Origin of the sequence: Pseudomonas lactucae (genome assembly GCF_016937615.1) — a bacterium.
GTDB classification, from domain to species: domain Bacteria; phylum Pseudomonadota; class Gammaproteobacteria; order Pseudomonadales; family Pseudomonadaceae; genus Aquipseudomonas; species Aquipseudomonas lactucae.
Genome location: NZ_JAFHKI010000018.1, coordinates 19907 through 37022 on the forward strand (window position 1 = coordinate 19907; position 17116 = coordinate 37022).

At 60.1% G+C, this 17116-nt stretch carries 13 protein-coding genes, 3 tRNA genes, 3 pseudogenes and 1 riboswitch; of the genes and pseudogenes, 5 read left to right on the plus strand and 14 right to left on the minus strand.

Features of this window, described 5'->3' with window-relative positions:
- Positions 1-319 precede the first annotated feature (319 nt).
- The 3 genes from JWR98_RS04310 to JWR98_RS04320 all read left to right on the plus strand — a co-directional run bounded on the left by JWR98_RS04310 (position 320) and on the right by JWR98_RS04320 (position 1453).
- Positions 320-544: a hypothetical protein gene (locus tag JWR98_RS04310; protein ID WP_078734367.1), complete on the plus strand. Its 225-nt coding sequence runs from the start codon at positions 320-322 to the stop codon at positions 542-544.
- An 11-nt stretch (positions 545-555) separates the two neighbouring features.
- Positions 556-735 (plus strand): PA3371 family protein, encoded by a 180-nt coding sequence (locus tag JWR98_RS04315; protein WP_078734368.1) that lies wholly within the window; start codon positions 556-558, stop codon positions 733-735.
- 391 nt (positions 736-1126) lie between these two features.
- A complete protein-coding gene (locus JWR98_RS04320; protein ID WP_003175643.1) occupies positions 1127-1453 on the plus strand; it encodes an Arc family DNA-binding protein in 327 nt (108 codons plus the stop codon).
- 134 nt (positions 1454-1587) lie between these two features.
- Here the strand turns inward: JWR98_RS04320 and mgtE are convergent, their stop codons facing one another.
- The 8 genes from mgtE to ltaE all read right to left on the minus strand — a co-directional run bounded on the left by mgtE (position 1588) and on the right by ltaE (position 9335).
- On the minus strand, positions 1588-3030 hold the full coding sequence (mgtE, locus tag JWR98_RS04325; protein WP_003175644.1) for a magnesium transporter: 1443 nt from the start codon (positions 3028-3030) through the stop codon (positions 1588-1590).
- A 350-nt stretch (positions 3031-3380) separates the two neighbouring features.
- Positions 3381-3457, minus strand: a tRNA-Arg gene (locus JWR98_RS04330).
- Positions 3458-3529: 72 nt separating this feature from the next.
- Positions 3530-3606: transfer RNA gene (locus tag JWR98_RS04335), tRNA-Arg, on the minus strand.
- A gap of 108 nt (positions 3607-3714) precedes the next feature.
- Positions 3715-3805: transfer RNA gene (locus tag JWR98_RS04340), tRNA-Ser, on the minus strand.
- 62 nt (positions 3806-3867) lie between these two features.
- On the minus strand, positions 3868-4056 hold the full coding sequence (gene csrA, locus JWR98_RS04345) for a carbon storage regulator CsrA (protein ID WP_003175645.1): 189 nt from the start codon (positions 4054-4056) through the stop codon (positions 3868-3870).
- Positions 4057-4229: 173 nt separating this feature from the next.
- Positions 4230-5471 carry an aspartate kinase gene (locus JWR98_RS04350; protein ID WP_003175646.1) on the minus strand — a complete coding sequence of 414 codons (1242 nt, stop codon included), beginning with the start codon at positions 5469-5471 and terminating at the stop codon, positions 4230-4232.
- A 94-nt stretch (positions 5472-5565) separates the two neighbouring features.
- On the minus strand, positions 5566-8184 hold the full coding sequence (alaS, locus tag JWR98_RS04355) for an alanine--tRNA ligase (RefSeq protein WP_078734370.1): 2619 nt from the start codon (positions 8182-8184) through the stop codon (positions 5566-5568).
- Between the two features lie 146 nt (positions 8185-8330).
- Complete coding sequence (gene ltaE, locus JWR98_RS04360) at positions 8331-9335, minus strand: low-specificity L-threonine aldolase (protein ID WP_078734371.1); 1005 nt, start codon at positions 9333-9335, stop codon at positions 8331-8333.
- A gap of 190 nt (positions 9336-9525) precedes the next feature.
- Positions 9526-9695: riboswitch (FMN riboswitch) on the plus strand.
- A gap of 97 nt (positions 9696-9792) precedes the next feature.
- Between ltaE and JWR98_RS04365 the strand changes: the two genes are divergently transcribed.
- Complete coding sequence (locus JWR98_RS04365) at positions 9793-10302, plus strand: 6,7-dimethyl-8-ribityllumazine synthase (RefSeq protein ID WP_003175649.1); 510 nt, start codon at positions 9793-9795, stop codon at positions 10300-10302.
- Positions 10303-10372: 70 nt separating this feature from the next.
- On the opposite strand, the pseudogene astE reads toward JWR98_RS04365, so the two are convergent.
- The 6 genes and pseudogenes from astE to aruF all read right to left on the minus strand — a co-directional run bounded on the left by astE (position 10373) and on the right by aruF (position 16691).
- Positions 10373-11376: pseudogene (gene astE / locus JWR98_RS04370) on the minus strand (succinylglutamate desuccinylase).
- An 11-nt stretch (positions 11377-11387) separates the two neighbouring features.
- Positions 11388-11675 carry a hypothetical protein gene (locus tag JWR98_RS04375; RefSeq protein WP_003175651.1) on the minus strand — a complete coding sequence of 96 codons (288 nt, stop codon included), beginning with the start codon at positions 11673-11675 and terminating at the stop codon, positions 11388-11390.
- 26 nt (positions 11676-11701) lie between these two features.
- A complete protein-coding gene (astB, locus tag JWR98_RS04380) occupies positions 11702-13048 on the minus strand; it encodes an N-succinylarginine dihydrolase (RefSeq protein ID WP_205489370.1) in 1347 nt (448 codons plus the stop codon).
- 81 nt (positions 13049-13129) lie between these two features.
- A pseudogene (astD, locus tag JWR98_RS04385) lies at positions 13130-14595 on the minus strand (succinylglutamate-semialdehyde dehydrogenase).
- Positions 14595-15620: an arginine N-succinyltransferase gene (gene astA, locus JWR98_RS04390; protein ID WP_003175654.1), complete on the minus strand. Its 1026-nt coding sequence runs from the start codon at positions 15618-15620 to the stop codon at positions 14595-14597. Before astA ends, astD begins: the two are co-directional and overlap by 1 nt.
- A gap of 51 nt (positions 15621-15671) precedes the next feature.
- Entirely contained in the window at positions 15672-16691 is a 1020-nt protein-coding gene (aruF, locus tag JWR98_RS04395; RefSeq protein WP_003175655.1) for an arginine/ornithine succinyltransferase subunit alpha, read from the minus strand.
- A gap of 241 nt (positions 16692-16932) precedes the next feature.
- On the opposite strand from aruF, the pseudogene JWR98_RS04400 reads away from it, so the two are divergent.
- Positions 16933-17116, plus strand: a pseudogene (locus tag JWR98_RS04400) (hypothetical protein); the annotation flags it as partial.

Below are 17116 nucleotides of genomic sequence, written 5' to 3' on the forward strand. Positions count from 1 at the left end.
GCCACACGACCAAGGGCGTTGCGACGGACGGCGTGCATGTTAACGGCCGAGGTGGGTTTTGTCATGTCGTCCGTGGGCTTTTTGAATGTAGGGCGATCCTTGGCCCGCTCACGCCGACTTCGCCCCGCAAACCCGGGCATCAATGGCAGGTCGTGCAAAATGCACTACCCCCAAATGCCATCATTGCAACTTGCAATGAAAGCCCTCTCCAGACTGTACCCAACCAATTGATTTTGCTGAGTTAATGGATTGGCACGACACCTGCTATATACCTTCTACACCACCTACCCAGCCACGGCGTCAAACGGAGAATGTGACCATGAACAGTGCCCTTCTGTTAGCCCTCAACGCCGTCGCCCTGGCTGCGCTGGTGATGTTCCATGTCCAATCGAACAACAACGACCCGGCTCAGATCAGCCAGGCCCTCCCCCACCACCTGCAACAACGCCCATTGTTGGCGGTGATGACGCCCAATGCTCAGTCGCCAGTACGCCTGGCCCAAGACAACCAGGCTGCGCCCGCATCCGAACGCTGGGTTTTCTGAGGAAACCACTCATGAGCAAATCTGCCTGGCTATTTCTGTGCCTCACCTCCATCACCTGCACACTGGCCTTGATCAGCGATTCGCCAGACGCCCAAACCAGCGCATTCGTCGCCAGCGGTGTTTGTGCCTGCGTTCTGCTGTTGACGCTCGTCGTAGGGCGCCGTATCAAATTCGACCCGGTTCTGCGCTGAGCTCCGCCCCCCCCCCCCGACCTGACCTTACGTCGCCTGCCCTAGTAAATCGGCAAATTGCCACTAGTCTTATAGTTAAGGGCAAAGGGCCACTTTGCTATACGATGTGCGGCTTCAACCCCTGTGCGGCCTGGGTCTGCGTGCGAATTGAGCGCCGGCGGCTTGTGACAAAAAGTTTTCCAACCAGTCCGCAAAAATGCAAATGAGTGCTGGCATAAAGCCTTTAGGCAGTTCAATATTTGTCACAGAATTGACGCCAAGGAACTGGCAAATCTGAGGCATGATGCGGCCTCTTTGCAATTCGGGTTGAACTTTGGTCGTGAGTCTTGTCTTAACACTCATCTTGCGGCCAATTCCAGAAACCGCTCCCCTGAACTAACCGGTTAAATATATGCGCCCATTGAAACAGGCAATTTATTCCAGCCGTACGGCTGACAAGTTCGTCGTACGTCTGCCAGACGGAATGCGGGAACGCATTGCCGAGGTGGCTCGCAATCATCACCGCAGCATGAACTCCGAAATCATCGCGCGCCTGGAACAGAGCCTTATTCAGGAAGGTGCGCTGGGTGACGAGCTGAGCATGCGTCTGGACAGCCCCGAGTTGTCGCTGCACGAACGCGAGCTGCTGCAGCGCTTTCGCCAACTCTCCCACCGCCAGCAAAATGCCCTCGTCTCGCTTATCGCGCACGACGTCGAGGCGGCCGCAGAAGCCAATTGATCTGCAACTGAAAGCCGAAGCCAGCCATGTGCTGGCTTTTTTTTGCCTGGAGTTTGGATAGATTTTGTATCGCACGCAGCAGCTGTCCAGCCTCGCAGGGGCTCGACAGCTGCGTTAGAGAAAAGCTACCCAGGTCAGAGCAGGAAGATCGTCGCCAGGCCCAGGAAGATGAAGAACCCGCCGCTGTCGGTCATGGCAGTGATCATGACACTGGCGCCCATCGCCGGGTCACGGCCCAGGCGTGCCAGGGTCATGGGGATGAGTACTCCCATAAACGCAGCCAACAACAGGTTCAGCGTCATGGCGGCCGTCATTACCACGCCCAGGGACCAACTGCCGTAGAGCAGGTAGGCGACCACGCCTATCACCCCGCCCCACACCAGGCCGTTGACCAGACCCACTGCCAATTCCTTGCGCAGCAGCCGCGACGAGTTAGCCGTACTCACCTGATCCAGCGCCATCGCCCGCACAATCATGGTGATGGTCTGGTTACCAGAGTTGCCACCGATACCCGCCACAATCGGCATCAACGCCGCCAGGGCCACGAGCTTCTCAATGGAGCCTTCAAACAGCCCGATCACACGGGAAGCGATAAACGCGGTAATCAGGTTGATGGCCAGCCAGGCCCAGCGGTTATGCAGCGAACGCCAGACCGACGCAAAAATATCTTCCTCTTCACGCAGACCTGCCATGTTGAGGACTTCGGTTTCACTTTCTTCACGGATCAAGTCGACGATTTCATCGATGGTCAAACGACCAATGAGCTTGCCGTTCTTGTCGACCACCGGGGCCGAGATCAAGTCGTAACGCTCGAATGCCTGGGCCGCGTCGTAGGCATCTTCGTCGGGGTGAAAGCTCACCGTATCGCTGGCCATCAGATCCGCGACTTTCTTGTCCGGATCGTTGACCAACAGTCGTTTGATCGGCAGTACGCCCTTGAGAATACCTTCGTAGTCGACCACGAACAGTTTGTCGGTATGACCCGGCAGTTCCTTGAGGCGACGCAAGTAACGCAATACCACTTCCAGGCTGACGTCTTCGCGGATGGTGACCATCTCGAAGTCCATCAGCGCGCCGACCTGATCCTCGTCGTAAGACAGTGCGGAGCGCACGCGCTCACGCTGCTGCGTGTCCAGCGCTTCCATCAGCTCATGGACGACATCACGGGGCAGTTCCGGCGCGAGATCCGCCAGTTCGTCAGCGTCCATTTCCTTGGCCGCAGCCAGGAGCTCGTGATCGTCCATGTCGGCGATCAGCGTTTCACGGACCGAATCGGATACTTCGAGCAGGATGTCGCCGTCGCGGTCGGCCTTGACCAACTGCCAGAGGGTCAGTCGATCGTCGAGCGGCAGCGCTTCGAGGATATAAGCAACGTCGGCGGAGTGCAGGTCATCGAGCTTGCGTTGCAACTCGACGAGGTTTTGCCGGTGCACCAGGTTTTCGACGAGGTCGTTATTCGGACCTTCCTGGCGATGTGTAAGGTCTTCGACCACACGTTGACGCTGCAGCAGCTCGACGACTTGAGCCAGGCGATCCTGCAGGCTTTCTTGTGTTTTCTTTACTTCTACTTCGGTCATAGGCGAACTCCACTCCCAGCAGCGGGGCACGCCGGAAGGATCAATCAGTCAATTCATGATTGGTAAAACGGGGTACTGAGTCACTACTGGGTAAGTCCATGGAGGTATTCCATAAGCCCCGGCGGGGCTGACGGGCGCAATGATACACGTTGCGTGCGTCTTTAACGTTAAAAAACTGGAAAGAACAAGCGCTTGCGAGACAAAGTTGAGTACTGGCTGCATCTATGAACTGCGACGACGCAACGGCAAAAGAAAACACATGGAGACAGGAGAAAAACCAGAGACCGGGATAAATCCTACCCAAATCCCAGACGGCAAAAAGCCCGCACTTGGCGGGCTTTTTGTTTGTATGGTGCACTCGACAGGATTCGAACCTGTGACCGCTCGGTTCGTAGCCGAGTACTCTATCCAGCTGAGCTACGAGTGCAGAGTGTGTTTTTAGACCAGATCACAACTGGTTGAAGCCAAGCTAACTGCATTGCTGCAACTAACTCTTAAATGGTGCACTCGACAGGATTCGAACCTGTGACCGCTCGGTTCGTAGCCGAGTACTCTATCCAGCTGAGCTACGAGTGCATTTGTCGCCGCGCATTATAGGCCGTTCAATCTCTATGTAAAGCTATTTTTTCGTTTAATTTCAACCACTTAACGAAAAAACCAGATTGCAACGTACTAAGCAAATAATGGCGGAGAACGGGGGATTCGAACCCCCGACACCCTTTTGAGGTGTACTCCCTTAGCAGGGGAGCGCCTTCGGCCACTCGGCCAGCTCTCCGCAACACGGGGCGTATATTAACCACGTTCATCCCCGTTTGCAAACATAAAAAACGATAAAAATTAAAGGCTTGGTTCTTCGTCCTTCTCTTTCTTGATCCGCAGGTAGATTTCCTCGCGATGGACCGCTACCTCTTTCGGAGCGTTAACCCCGATACGTACTTGATTGCCTTTGACGCCGAGCACGGTCACGGTGATTTCGCCATCACCGATAATCAGGCTTTCTGCGCACCGACGAGTCAGAATCAGCATACCTTTCTCCTCACGCATTTCATTCAGGAACAACAGTCTGCAAAAAAAGGCGTTCGACCCGCGACCAAATGGTCACAGTCCTAACCCCCTAAGTATTGTCGAGCGCACGTAAAAGACCATGCGCCCTACAAAAAAAGCAAAGGCGCGGTAGACCGCGCCTTCCTGGCATTACGTCACTCGCCCTGTCGGGCCGGAGCGTCCAGCTCAAAAGCGGTGTGCAGCGCGCGTACAGCCAGCTCCAGGTACTTCTCCTCGATCACCACCGAGACTTTGATTTCCGAGGTGGAGATCATCTGGATGTTGATACTTTCCTTGGCCAGAGCCCCAAACATGCGGCTGGCAACGCCGGCATGGGAACGCATGCCCACACCCACGATCGAGACCTTGGCTATCTTGGTATCGCCGATCACTTCACGGGCGCCAATCTCGCTCGCGGTGTTCTGCAGGATTTTCAACGCTGCATCGTATTCGTTGCGGTGCACGGTGAAGGTGAAGTCGGTGGTGTTATCGTGCGAGACGTTCTGCACGATCATGTCGACTTCGACATTCGCATCGCTGACAGGGCCCAGAATCTTGAACGCGACGCCCGGGGTGTCTGGCACGCCACGGATAGTCAGCTTGGCTTCATCGCGGTTGAAAGCGATGCCGGAAATGATCGGCTGTTCCATGGATTCCTCTTCATCAATAGTAATGAGGGTGCCCGGACCCTCTTTGAAGCTGTGCAATACGCGCAGCGGAACGTTGTACTTGCCGGCGAACTCCACCGCACGAATCTGCAATACCTTGGAACCGAGGCTGGCCATTTCCAGCATCTCTTCAAAGGTGATCTTGTCCAGGCGCTGGGCCACGGGCACGACACGCGGGTCGGTGGTATAGACGCCATCCACATCGGTATAGATCTGGCACTCGTCAGCCTTGAGCGCTGCCGCCAGGGCCACGCCGGTGGTGTCCGAACCGCCACGCCCGAGGGTAGTGATATTGCCCTGCTCGTCCACACCCTGGAAACCCGCTACAACTACCACGCGACCGGCTTGCAGATCAGTGCGAATTTTCTGATCGTCAATCTGCAGGATGCGCGCCTTGGTATGTGCGCTGTCGGTGAGGATGCGCACCTGGCTGCCGGTATACGACACGGCCGGCACGCCACGCTTGTTCAACGCCATGGCCAGCAACGCGATGGTCACTTGCTCGCCGGTGGATACGATCACATCCAGCTCACGCGGCAGCGGTTGCTGGTCGCCGCTGATGGCCTTGGCCAGATCGATCAGGCGATTGGTCTCGCCGCTCATGGCCGACAGCACCACGACCAGGTCATCGCCGGCATCGCGGAATTTCTTAACCTTGTCGGCCACCTGCTCGATTCTTTCGACAGAGCCGACCGAGGTGCCTCCAAATTTCTGTACGATCAAAGCCATTTCCAAGCCGCCTCAGCCCGTAAAGGGGCGCCTAATATCCAATCAACCCGCACTGAACAGCCCGTGACTGAAGCACGGGCCGGTTAACAGTGCCTTAAATACCTGCCTCGACAAACGGCACGGTCAGGGCCAGGGCCGCGTCCAGGGCACCGGCGTCCACACCACCGCCTTGCGCCATGTCCGGACGACCACCGCCCTTCCCGCCCACTGCCGCAGCGGCTTGCTTCATCAAATCACCGGCCTTGAGTTGGCCAGTCAGGTCTTTGGTTACACCGGCAACCAGCACGACCTTATCCTCATGGACACTGCCGAGCAGGATCACTGCGCGGCCGAGCTTGTTCTTCAACTGATCGACCAGGGCCAACAACGCCTTGCCATCCTGACCGTCCAGGCGTGCCGCCAGGACTTTCACATCCTTGACGTCCACCGCCGAAGCCGACAGGTCGTCGCCCGCCGCGCTGGCAGCCTTGGCCTGCAGTTGCTCCAGCTGTTTCTCCAGCGCACGGTTGCGCTCCAGCACAGCGGACAGCTTGTCGATCAGGTTGTCACGGCTGCCCTTGACCAGGCTGGCCGCTTCCTTGAGTTGCTCTTCGGCCGCATTGAGGTACGCCAGCGCCGCAGCGCCGGTGACCGCTTCAATACGACGCACACCCGACGCCACGCCGCTTTCGCTGATGATTTTCAGCAGGGCGATGTCGCCGGTACGGTTGGCGTGGATACCACCGCACAGTTCTACCGAGAAATCGCCACCCATGCTCAGTACGCGCACGCTGTCGCCGTACTTCTCGCCAAACAGCGCCATGGCGCCCTTGGCCTTGGCGGTCTCGATGTCGGTCTCTTCGGTTTGCACGGCGGTATTCTTGCGAATCTCGGCGTTGACGATGTCTTCCAGGGCCTTGATCTGCGCGGGCGGGATCGCTTCAAAGTGGCTGAAGTCGAAACGCAGGCGCTGGCTGTCGACCAACGAACCTTTCTGCTGAACGTGATCGCCCAATACCTGGCGCAGCGCGGCGTGCAGCAAGTGCGTCGCCGAGTGGTTCAGCGCAGTGGCGTGGCGTACGTCGGCATCGACCTGGGTGTCGACCGGCGCACCGATGGTCAGGTTGCCCAGCACCAGCACACCGTGATGCAGGAACGCACCGCCGGTCTTGGTGGTGTCGCGTACTTCAAAACGCCCGGAAGTCGAACTCAGGAAACCACAGTCACCGACCTGGCCACCGGACTCGGCGTAGAACGGGGTCTGGTCCAGCACCACAACGGCTTCATCACCTTCGTTCAACACATCGACCGACTTGCCATCTTTATAGAGGGCCACGATCTTGGCCGAGCCCACGGTCGCCTTGTAGCCGGTGAACTCGGTGGCCACGTCGACCTTGACCAGGGTGTTGTAGTCCAGGCCAAAAGAGCTGGCGGAACGCGCTCGCACGCGCTGGGCTTCCATTTCTCGCTCGAAACCGGCCTCATCGATAGTCAGCTCGCGCTCACGGGCGATGTCGGCGGTCAAGTCCATCGGGAAACCGTAGGTGTCATAGAGTTTGAACACCACGTCGCCCGGCACCACGGTGCCTTTGAGCTCGGCCAGGTCCTGTTCCAGAATTTTCAGGCCGTGTTCCAGGGTCTTGGAGAACTGTTCCTCCTCAGCCTTGAGCACGCGCTCGATATTGCCCTGCTGTTGCTTGAGTTCCGGGAAGGCATCGCCCATCTCGGCTACCAGCGCGGCCACGATCTTGTAGAAGAAGCTGCCGGTAGCGCCCAGCTTGTTGCCGTGGCGGCAGGCGCGACGGATGATGCGGCGCAGCACATAGCCACGGCCTTCGTTGGACGGCAGCACGCCGTCGGCGATCAGGAAGCCGCAGGAGCGGATGTGGTCCGACACCACCTTGAGCGAGGACTGGCTTTCATTGGCGCAACCAATGGCCGCCGCCGAGGCGCTCAACAGGTTGGTGAACAGGTCGATTTCATAGTTGGAATGAACATGCTGCATCACCGCACTGATCCGCTCCAGGCCCATGCCGGTGTCGACCGACGGCGCCGGCAACGGATGCAACACGCCGTCGGCGGTGCGGTTGAACTGCATGAACACGTTGTTCCAGATCTCGATGTAACGGTCACCGTCTTCTTCCGGCGAGCCCGGTGGGCCGCCCCAGATGTCGGCGCCGTGATCGTAGAAAATCTCGGTGCAGGGCCCGCAAGGGCCGGTATCGCCCATGGTCCAGAAGTTATCGGAGGCGTACGGCGCGCCCTTGTTGTCGCCGATGCGGATCATGCGCTCGACGGGCACGCCGATTTGCTGGGTCCAGATGTCATAGGCTTCATCGTCCGTGGCGTACACGGTGACCCAGAGCTTTTCCTTGGGCAGCTTCAATACGCCGGTCAGGAAGGTCCAGGCGAAGGTAATCGCGTCTTTCTTGAAATAGTCGCCGAAGCTGAAGTTGCCCAGCATTTCGAAGAATGTGTGGTGGCGAGCGGTGTAACCGACGTTTTCCAGGTCACTGTTCTTGCCGCCGGCGCGTACGCACTTCTGGCTGCTGGTGGCGCGGGTGTAAGCGCGCTTTTCCTGGCCCAGGAAGCAGTCCTTGAACTGGTTCATCCCCGCGTTGGTGAACAGCAGGGTGGGGTCATTGCCTGGGATCAAGGAGCTGGAGGAGACACGGGTGTGACCTTGCTCTTCGAAGAAGCGAAGGAAGGCTTCACGGATTTCTGCGCTTTTCATTAGGTTCTTCCACGGAGGCTGCGGCCAAAGGCCAGTGCGCAACATCATCAGACGGAGCGACGGCAAAAGGCCGCATTATATCGGCCCTTTGCCGGTGGTACAGCGTGTTTATGCGATAGAGCGGTTCAATTAGACGGTCTACAGGCTCATTTGCGCGAAAAATCGACGAACGCCTTGAGCACCTGCTCCATCTGCGCCCGACTGACATCCAGATGAGTGACCATACGCAGGCGTGGCGCGACGCTCAACTTGATCGCGCGTTCGTCGGCAAACGCCTTCAACGCCTGGGCCTGGTCGCCGATCTGCACGTAGACCATGTTGGTTTGCACCGGCTCCACGTCGTAACCGGCCTTGCGCAGTTCATCCCCCAGCCACTGGGCGTTGGCATGGTCGTCGGCCAGGCGCTGCACCTGATGATCCAGGGCATACAACCCCGCCGCCGCCAGGGAACCGGCCTGGCGCATGCCGCCGCCGACCATCTTGCGCAGCCGGCGGGCCTTGGCGATCAGCGCCGTGGAGCCGCACAGCACCGAACCAATCGGCGCGCCGAGGCCCTTGGACAGGCACACCGACACCGAATCGAAATGCCGGGCGATCTCCCGCGCGTCGACCCCAAGCTTGACCGCGGCGTTGTAGAGGCGCGCGCCATCCAAATGCAGCGCCAGGTCGTGCTCACGGGCAAAGGCCCGCGCCCTGGCCAAGTACTCCAACGGCAACACCTTGCCCTGCATGGTGTTTTCCAGGGCCAGCAGGCGCGTGCGGGCGAAGTGGAAATCGTCGGGCTTGATGGCGTCCAACACTTGATTCAGGTCCAGAGAGCCGTCTGCCTGCACCTCCAGCGGCTGTGGCTGGATAGAGCCCAGCACCGCTGCGCCACCGCCTTCGTATTTGTAGGTGTGGGCCTGTTGACCGACGATGTACTCCTCGCCGCGCTCGCAGTGAGCCATCAACGCCAGCAGGTTGCTCATGGTGCCGGTGGGCACGAACAACGCCGCCGCAAACCCCAGGCGCCTGGCCAGCTCGGCTTCCAACAGATTGACGCTGGGGTCTTCACCGTAGACGTCGTCGCCGCTGACGGCACTGGCCATCGCATCACGCATGCCGGCGGTGGGTTGGGTCACGGTGTCGCTGCGCAGGTCTATCACAGTCATCAAACTGGCCTCTGAGGGGGTGGGCATGCTGTCGTAGTGATGATTACTGCGGGCAAAGCCACGGAATATCAAGCCCCGTATGCATTCAATCGAATACCAACCAAACAAACCGATATAGGGTATCGATACGGCACTCGTGCAGTTTCTGAAAAACCATGTTAAAAACTCTCCGCCGCCAGGGTTCTGGTGGCAACGTTCTCAGGGCGGGGTGCAATTCCCCACCGGCGGTAATTACACGCAATGTGTATAGCCCGCGAGCGCTTGGCGTCTTGAACTGCTCACGCAGGACGACGACAAGGTCAGCAGACCCGGTGTGATCCCGGGGCCGACGGTCATAGTCCGGATGAAGAGAGAACGGGATTGGCACCTAAGGGCCGCGCGCCTGTTTGCGCACGCGTACCCTTAAATCCCATTCGATTCATAACGCCCTGTTTTTTTCTTAAACAGGAGTCAGAACATGCAACCCACCGCTATCGACAGCAAAAGCAAAAACCATCACGGCGAGCGCGTCGCGTTTATCCAGGCCTGCTGGCACAAGGATATTGTCGACCAATCGCGCAAAGGCTTCCTCGCCGAAATGCTCGTCCAGGGCTACCAGGAATCGGACATCGACTTCTTCGAAGTCGGCGGCGCCTTTGAAATGCCCCTGCACGCCAAACTGCTGGCCAAGACCGGCCGCTACGCCGGTATCGTGGCTGCCGCGCTGGTGGTGGACGGCGGCATCTACCGTCACGAGTTCGTCGCCCAATCGGTGGTCAGCGGCCTGATGCAGGTGCAGCTGGAAACGGAAGTGCCGGTGTTCTCGGTATCGCTGACCCCACATCACTTCCATGCGGGCAGCGAGCACCATGCGTTCTTCCACGATCACTTCGTGCACAAGGGCCAGGAAGCGGCGCGCACCTGCGCCGACACCCTGCACAAGGTACGCGCGATCCGTCGTAGCGAGCCGCGTGCGGTAGCGGTCTAAGCAACACTGCAAAACCAATGTGGGAAGGGTTTGCCCCTTCCCACATTTGGACCTCACCAGACCTCAGGAACTATGCCAATCCGGCATCCGTGGTCGGCACGATCAATATCCCCGCGCGCAAGCCATTCTTGACCTTCGGGTTGGGGAAGATGATGCGTGCGCCCTCCTCCTCGATCACCCAGCGGGTCTTGGCCACGTCTTCGGCCAGCAAATAACCCTTTTCCAATTCCGAAAAGTTTTCCACATCGGCCGGCAGGTGCAGCAGGAAGGCATCGCTGTGTTTGATCACTTCGCGGGCAACGGCGAACAGTTGCAGTCCGTCGAGGTTGTCAGTCTCGGGCTCGGTGCCTTCGATGATCTGCTGCAGGCGCAGCTCCAGGCACGAAACGTTCACCCCCTGGTTTTGCCCGAACGGCCGCGCCTTGCCCAGTTCCAGGGTGAAGGCCTCGGCGTCCAGCTGCTCGTAGGTAAAGGCCGAGAAGGTGATCGAGGCCTTGTTCTGCATCAGCACCGCCTCCATGCCGGCCGCGCGCAGGCGCGCAAGCTCACGCCGCGAGTGCTGGCGTCCGTCCTTCCACGGGTACAGCGCAAACTGCTCGATTTTCGAACCACGAATGGCGGTATGCAGGTCGTAATGCAGGCGCGAGCGACCCGGCTGGCTGAAGAAGCTGCGCGCCAGTTGTTCAAGCTCGGCGGCGCGCATCGCTTCGGGGCCGATATTGCTTTCATGCCGGCCGTTGAACAGCCGGTTGACGTCCAGTTCGAGGTAACGCTCACCGCGGCGCATGGCCTCGGGGTTGCCGAACAAGAACAGAATACGGGTGCGGGGCTTGATCTCCCCACGGGCGATGCCATGCAACAGGCGGTCGAGCAGTTCGATCGGCGCGGTTTCGTTGCCATGGATGCCGGACGACAGCAGCAGGTCGCAGCCGTTGTCCCGAGCCTGCGGCGGCGCACTTCGAGCGCGCCCTCGCTGAGCCAGCGCATCTGCACGCCGTCGACAGTCAGTTGAATTTTTTGCGCCGGTTCGCGACCGGCGAGGGTCAGTTCAAGCAGTTTGCCGAGGGCGAGCATACGCAGCTTCCTTAGTGGTTGCAGCCTGGACCGTGGACGTGATCGTCATCATCACCTTCGACGTCGGCCGGTTCCATTTCCAGTTGCAGGCTCATCAGGTTGGTGGCCAGCGGGCGCATCAGCAGGTTGGCGTACTCGGCGTCGCCTTCTTCCACGTCCACGCCGATCAGCAGTTGCCCACGGCCGTCGTGCTGGATCCAGATCTCCTTGCCCTGCCAGACCACGGCAACGCGGGTGCAGGAGGTTTCCAGCTGGGTGCCGTCGGTGTCTTCAAGGATCAGTTTCAGGGTATCGGTCATAAATAAAATTTCTCAGCCGTGCGGCGTTAATTGATCTGGAACGGATAAACCGAGCCCAGTTTAAGGATTTGCGTCAGTTCATCCAATGCCGTGCGGCACTCAAGCAGCAATTGCGGGTCAGCCAGGTCGGTTTCGCGCAGGCTGTCACGATAGTGCTTGTCGACCCACTGGGTCAGCGTGTCATACAACGGCGCGGTCATGATAACCCCTGGGTTCACCGCCGCCAGCTCGGTTTCGTTCAGCGCCACACGCAAACGCAGGCACGCCGGGCCACCGCCGTTCTGCATGCTTTGCTTGAGATCGAACACCTTCACTTCGCGGATCAGCCCACCGGAGGCGGTGAGGCCTTGCAAGTAGTGCCACACGCGTTCGTTGGTGCGGCATTCCTCGGGCACAATCAGCAACATCGAGCCGTCAGGGCGGGTCAGCAACTGGCTGTTGAACAGGTAGGAGCGCACCGCGTCCTCGACGCTGACCTGGGCACGAGGCACGCACACCGATTGGAAGTTGCCGCCCAGCGCGCCCAATTTGCCGTGCAGCTCGGCGAGCATCTGTTCGGTATTGAGGAACGCATCCTCGTGATGAAACAGCACTTCGCCATTGCCCACCGCGATCACGTCGTTGTGGAACACACCGGCATCGATCACGGCCGGGTTCTGCTGGGCGTAGACCACGCCCCCCTCCTTCAGGCCATGCAGGCGCGCAACAGCCTGAGAGGCTTCAAGGGTCTGGCGCGCCGGGTACTTCTGCGGCGCGGGGTAACGCGGGTCGAAGGCGCTGCGCCCGAACACGAAAAACTCCACGCCCGCCTCGCCATATTCACGGCAGAAACGCGTGTGGTTGGCGGCGCCTTCGTCACCGAACTGCGCCACTGCCGGCAATGCGGCGTGGTGGGCGAAGTGCTCGCCATCGGCAAACATCGCCCCCAGCACACGGCTGGTGGTCGGGTGTTCGATGCTGCGGTGGTATTTGCAGTTAAGGTTGGCGGCCGTGAAATGCACGCGACCGTCAGCCGTGTCGGCACTGGGGCTGACGGTGGCGGCGTTGGCCACCCACATGCTCGACGCCGAGCAGCTCGCGACCAATAGCGGCATGGCCTGCTTGGCCGCCTGCTCGATCACCTGGGCATCGGTACCGCTGAAACCCAGGCCGCGCAAGGCCGCCACGTCCGGGCGTTCCTGAGGGGCGAGCACGCCTTGCACAAAACCCATGTCCATCAGGGCCTTCATTTTCTGCAGGCCCTGCAACGCCGCTTCCCTGGGGTTGGAATGCTGCTGGCTATTGCTCTGGGACGCGACGTTGCCGAAGGACAAACCGCCGTAGTTATGGGTCGGCCCCACTAGACCGTCAAAATTGACTTCATAGGATTTCATCGGCGAGGCTCCACGAACATCTGTTTTTATAGGTTTCAAAAATCTACAACACACCGCAGATTCAAGCCCCCTCCCACATTTTTAACCCAGCGTAATGCCTGGGGTCAGCGTGGCGGGGACTACCAAACTCGGGGTCTCCAGCGATGCCACCGGGTACGCGCAATAATCCGCTGCATAGTAGGCACTGGCGCGATGGTTGCCCGAGGCCCCTACCCCACCGAACGGCGCGGTGCTGGCGGCGCCGGTCAGTTGTTTGTTCCAGTTGACGATGCCGGCGCGGCTGTGCAGCCAGAACTGCTGGTAACGCGCTTCGGAGTCCGACAGCAAACCGGCAGCCAGGCCGTATTGGGTGTTGTTGGCCTCGGCAATCGCCGCTTCGAAATCAGCGTAGCGAATCACCTGCAGCAGCGGGCCGAACAGTTCTTCGTCTTCGCGCTCGGCCACGCCGGTGACGTCGATGATGCCCGGCGTCAGCAAGGCGGCCTGGTCCCGCGGCTGGGTCATTTCCAGCAACGCCACGGCGCCGTTGGCCAGCATCAATTCCTGGGCTTGCATCAAGGCTTTCGCCGCACCGAGGGAAATCACCGAGCCCATGAACGGCGCCGGTTGTTGATCGAATGCGCCCACTTCAATCGTGGCGCTGACCGCCACCAGGCGCGCCAGCAACGCATCGCCCCAGGCGCCTTGCGGCACCAGCAGGCGGCGGGCGCAGGTGCAACGCTGGCCGGCCGAGATAAACGCCGATTGGATAATGGTGTAGACCGCCGCATCCACGTCAGCCACTTCATCCACCACCAGCGGGTTGTTGCCGCCCATTTCCAGCGCGAGGATCTTGTCCGGGCGCCCGGAAAACTGCTGGTGCAGGTGATTGCCGGTGCGGCTGGAGCCGGTGAAGAACAGACCGTCGATGCCTGGGTTGGCCGCCAAGGCGATGCCGGTCTCCCGCGCGCCTTGCAGCAGGTTCAACACGCCCGCCGGCAGACCGGCTTCGATCCAGCACTGCACGGTCAGTTCGGCGACCTTGGGGGTCAGTTCGCTCGGCTTGAACAGCACGGTGTTACCCGCCAGCAAGGCCGGGACGATATGCCCGTTGGGCAAGTGCCCAGGAAAGTTGTAAGGGCCGAACACCGCCACCACGCCGTGGGGCTTGTGGCGCAATACGGCGGTGGCGTCACCCAGTGGGCCGCTCTTCTCGCCGGTGCGCTCGCGGTAGCTTTGCACCGAGATCGCGATTTTGTTGGCCATGCTGATGACTTCGGTGGCCGACTCCCATAGCGGTTTGCCGGTTTCCTCGCCGATGCAGCGGGCGATTTCATCGGCGCGGCTTTTAAGGGTGTTGGCGAAGGCCTCCAGCACGCTGATGCGTTCTTCCAGCGAGCGCTTGGCCCAGGCCGGAAACGCCTGGCGCGCGCCTGCACGGCGGACTCGACCTGCTCGGCGCTGGCGCCATTGCCGGCCCACAGCACCTGTTGGGTCACCGGGTTGCGTGATTCAAACAACTCACCCTGGCCGGCCAGCCAGCTTCCTGCGATATACAGCGAATTCATTACTTCGACTCCCGAGCAGCGGACAGCGGTACGGCGCGCACTTGATCACCCACCACCAGTTGCAGGCGCTTGGCGGTCTGTGGGTCGACCACCAGAGTACCGGCAGCCAGACGCGCCGGCGCGGCGGTGATACGGCAGTCTTCGCGCTTGCGGTTATGGATCAGGAACGGCGTGGCGTCGTCCCCCGGCGTGCCGATGGCCAACACCAACGACTGGCTGTCGCGCACCGCACGGATCTTGGCGGTTTCACATTCCACCGCCGGGCCGGCGTCGAAGATGTCGACATAGCCCTGGTAGCTGAAGCCTTCGCTCTTGAGCATGCTCAGCGCCGGTTCGGTGTCCGGATGCACCTTGCCGATCACGTTGCGCGCATCCTCGGACAGGAAGCAGCTGTACAACGGAAACTTCGGCATCAGCTCGGCAATGAACGCCTTGTTGCCGACGCCGGTGAGGTAGTCGGCCTGGCTGAACTCCATCTTGAAGAAGTGCCGGCCCAGGCTTTCCCAGAACGGCGAACGCCCGGCCTCGTTGGACACGCCGCGCATCTCGGCGATGATCTTGTTGCCGAACAGTTGCGGGAACTCCGCGATAAACAACAGGCGCGCCTTGGCCAGCATGCGACCGTTGAGGCCGTTGCGGTAATCGGCATGCAGGAACAGCGAGCACAACTCGGAATTGCCGGTGAGGTCGTTGGCCAGGAACAGCGTCGGAATCTCGCGGTAGATATTCAGCTCCTGGGAGGCGCTGACCGTCAGGCCCACCCGGAAGTTGTACCAGGGCTCGCGCAGGCCCACGGCACCAGCGATGGCGGAAATACCCACCACGCGGCCTTCGTCGTTTTCCAGCACGAACAGGTAGTCGGCATCCCCGCGCCCGGCTTCGCCGCGGAAGGTTTTTTCGGCCCAGCCCACGCGGTGGGTCAGACGCTCTTCGTTGGCCGGCAAGGTGGTCAGGCCGGTGCCGGTGCTGCGCGCCAGATCAATCAGGGCCGGTAAATCGCTGCTGCGTACGGGACGAACGATCATGCTATCTCCTCGAACGGGCCGCTGTTGTCAGCCACCCGCGAAACTCTCTTTTTAAACCGCAACCAGACGCACACTGGCGCCTTCGCCAACACCCAAGGCTTCGGCTGCCGCCAAGTCCAGTGTCACGGGCTTGCCGGGCGCGTAGTCCAGTTCCAGCATCACCGCGCGGTAATCCTGCAACTGCGCATTGCTCACCAGGTACTGGCGACCAACCCCCTTGACCATCTCGCCGATCTTCACCGGCACCACGCGGCTCTGAGCGATCGAGCGAATGCCCGAGACCCTTGCATGCAGCGTCGGGCCACCGTCGAAAATGTCGATGTAATGGTCGGTCTCGAAGCCTTCGCGCATCAGGATGTCGAAGGTGATCTGCGCACGCGGGTGCACCTGGCCCATGGCTTCCTGGGCTTCGTCCGGCAGCAGCGGCACGTAGATCGGGTAATGCGGCATCAGTTCGGCGAGGAAGGTGCGGCTTTTCAGCCCGCACAGGCGCTCGGCGGCGGCGTAGTTGAGGTCGAAGAAGTTGCGGCCGATGGCGTCCCAGAACGGCGAATCACCGTTCTCGTCGCTGTAGCCGACGATCTCGGTCACTACCGAGTCGGCAAAGCGCTCGGGGTGGCTGGCGACGAACAATAGGCGACCACGGGAGTTGAGTTCCGACCACGGCGAACCGACCAGCTCGGGCACCACGTAGAAACTGGTGAGCAGGCTGTTGCCGGTGAGGTCGTGGCACTGGGAAAGCACGTGGATCTTGTTATGGATCTTCAGCTCGCGGGAGGCGTGCACGAACGTTTCGTTACGAAAGCTGTAGAACGGCTCTGAATAACCAGCCGAAGCGACGATGGCCGAGCAGCCCGCCAATTTGCCGGTCTCGGTGTCTTCGAGCACGAAGAAATAGCTTTCTTCACCGTTGAAACTCACCTCGGCCGCGAAGGACGCTTCGCTGGCGGCGATCTTGTCGCTCAGGCGTTCCACATCGTCCGGCAAGGAGGTGACACCAATCGGGCTGTCTGCAGCCAGACGCTGTACCTCGCCCAGATCAGCCATTTGCGCGGGGCGCATCACCAGCATGGTGTCACTCCTTAACTCGAAAACTCATAGGAAAAAATTACCGGACAGGTCAGGAACAACACAGCTCCTAATGTGGGAGGGGCGGTGCGACGATTCGACTTGCCCCCGATAGCAATCTGTCAGTTGATACATCTGTGACTGATACACCGCCATCGGGGGCAAGCCCCCTCCCACATTTAAATCGCATTTCAAATCTGGATCAGTGGGTTCCTCTTGCAATCACCGTGACCGAGTCCTGACGATGAACACTGAATTTCGCAAACCGCTCCCCGGCAGCCGCCTGGATTACTTCGACGCCCGCGCGCAGTCGAAGCCATCACTCCCGGCGCCTACGCCACCTTGCCCTACACCTCCCGCGTGCTTGCCGAGAACCTGGTGCGCCGTTGCGACCCGGCCACGCTCAATGCGTCCTTGAGCCAACTGAT

Bases quoted from the DNA above. Each gene is read 5' to 3' on its own strand.
- JWR98_RS04310 (WP_078734367.1), top strand. From the start codon at position 320: ATGAACAGTGCCCTTCTGTTAGCCCTCAACGCCGTCGCCCTGGCTGCG.
- JWR98_RS04315 (WP_078734368.1), top strand. From the start codon at position 556: ATGAGCAAATCTGCCTGGCTATTTCTGTGCCTCACCTCCATCACCTGC.
- JWR98_RS04320 (WP_003175643.1), top strand. From the start codon at position 1,127: ATGCGCCCATTGAAACAGGCAATTTATTCCAGCCGTACGGCTGACAAG.
- mgtE (WP_003175644.1), bottom strand. From the start codon at position 3,030: ATGACCGAAGTAGAAGTAAAGAAAACACAAGAAAGCCTGCAGGATCGC.
- csrA (WP_003175645.1), bottom strand. From the start codon at position 4,056: ATGCTGATTCTGACTCGTCGGTGCGCAGAAAGCCTGATTATCGGTGAT.
- JWR98_RS04350 (WP_003175646.1), bottom strand. From the start codon at position 5,471: ATGGCTTTGATCGTACAGAAATTTGGAGGCACCTCGGTCGGCTCTGTC.
- alaS (WP_078734370.1), bottom strand. From the start codon at position 8,184: ATGAAAAGCGCAGAAATCCGTGAAGCCTTCCTTCGCTTCTTCGAAGAG.
- ltaE (WP_078734371.1), bottom strand. From the start codon at position 9,335: ATGACTGTGATAGACCTGCGCAGCGACACCGTGACCCAACCCACCGCC.
- JWR98_RS04365 (WP_003175649.1), top strand. From the start codon at position 9,793: ATGCAACCCACCGCTATCGACAGCAAAAGCAAAAACCATCACGGCGAG.
- JWR98_RS04375 (WP_003175651.1), bottom strand. From the start codon at position 11,675: ATGACCGATACCCTGAAACTGATCCTTGAAGACACCGACGGCACCCAG.
- astB (WP_205489370.1), bottom strand. From the start codon at position 13,048: ATGAAATCCTATGAAGTCAATTTTGACGGTCTAGTGGGGCCGACCCAT.
- astA (WP_003175654.1), bottom strand. From the start codon at position 15,620: ATGATCGTTCGTCCCGTACGCAGCAGCGATTTACCGGCCCTGATTGAT.
- aruF (WP_003175655.1), bottom strand. From the start codon at position 16,691: ATGCTGGTGATGCGCCCCGCGCAAATGGCTGATCTGGGCGAGGTACAG.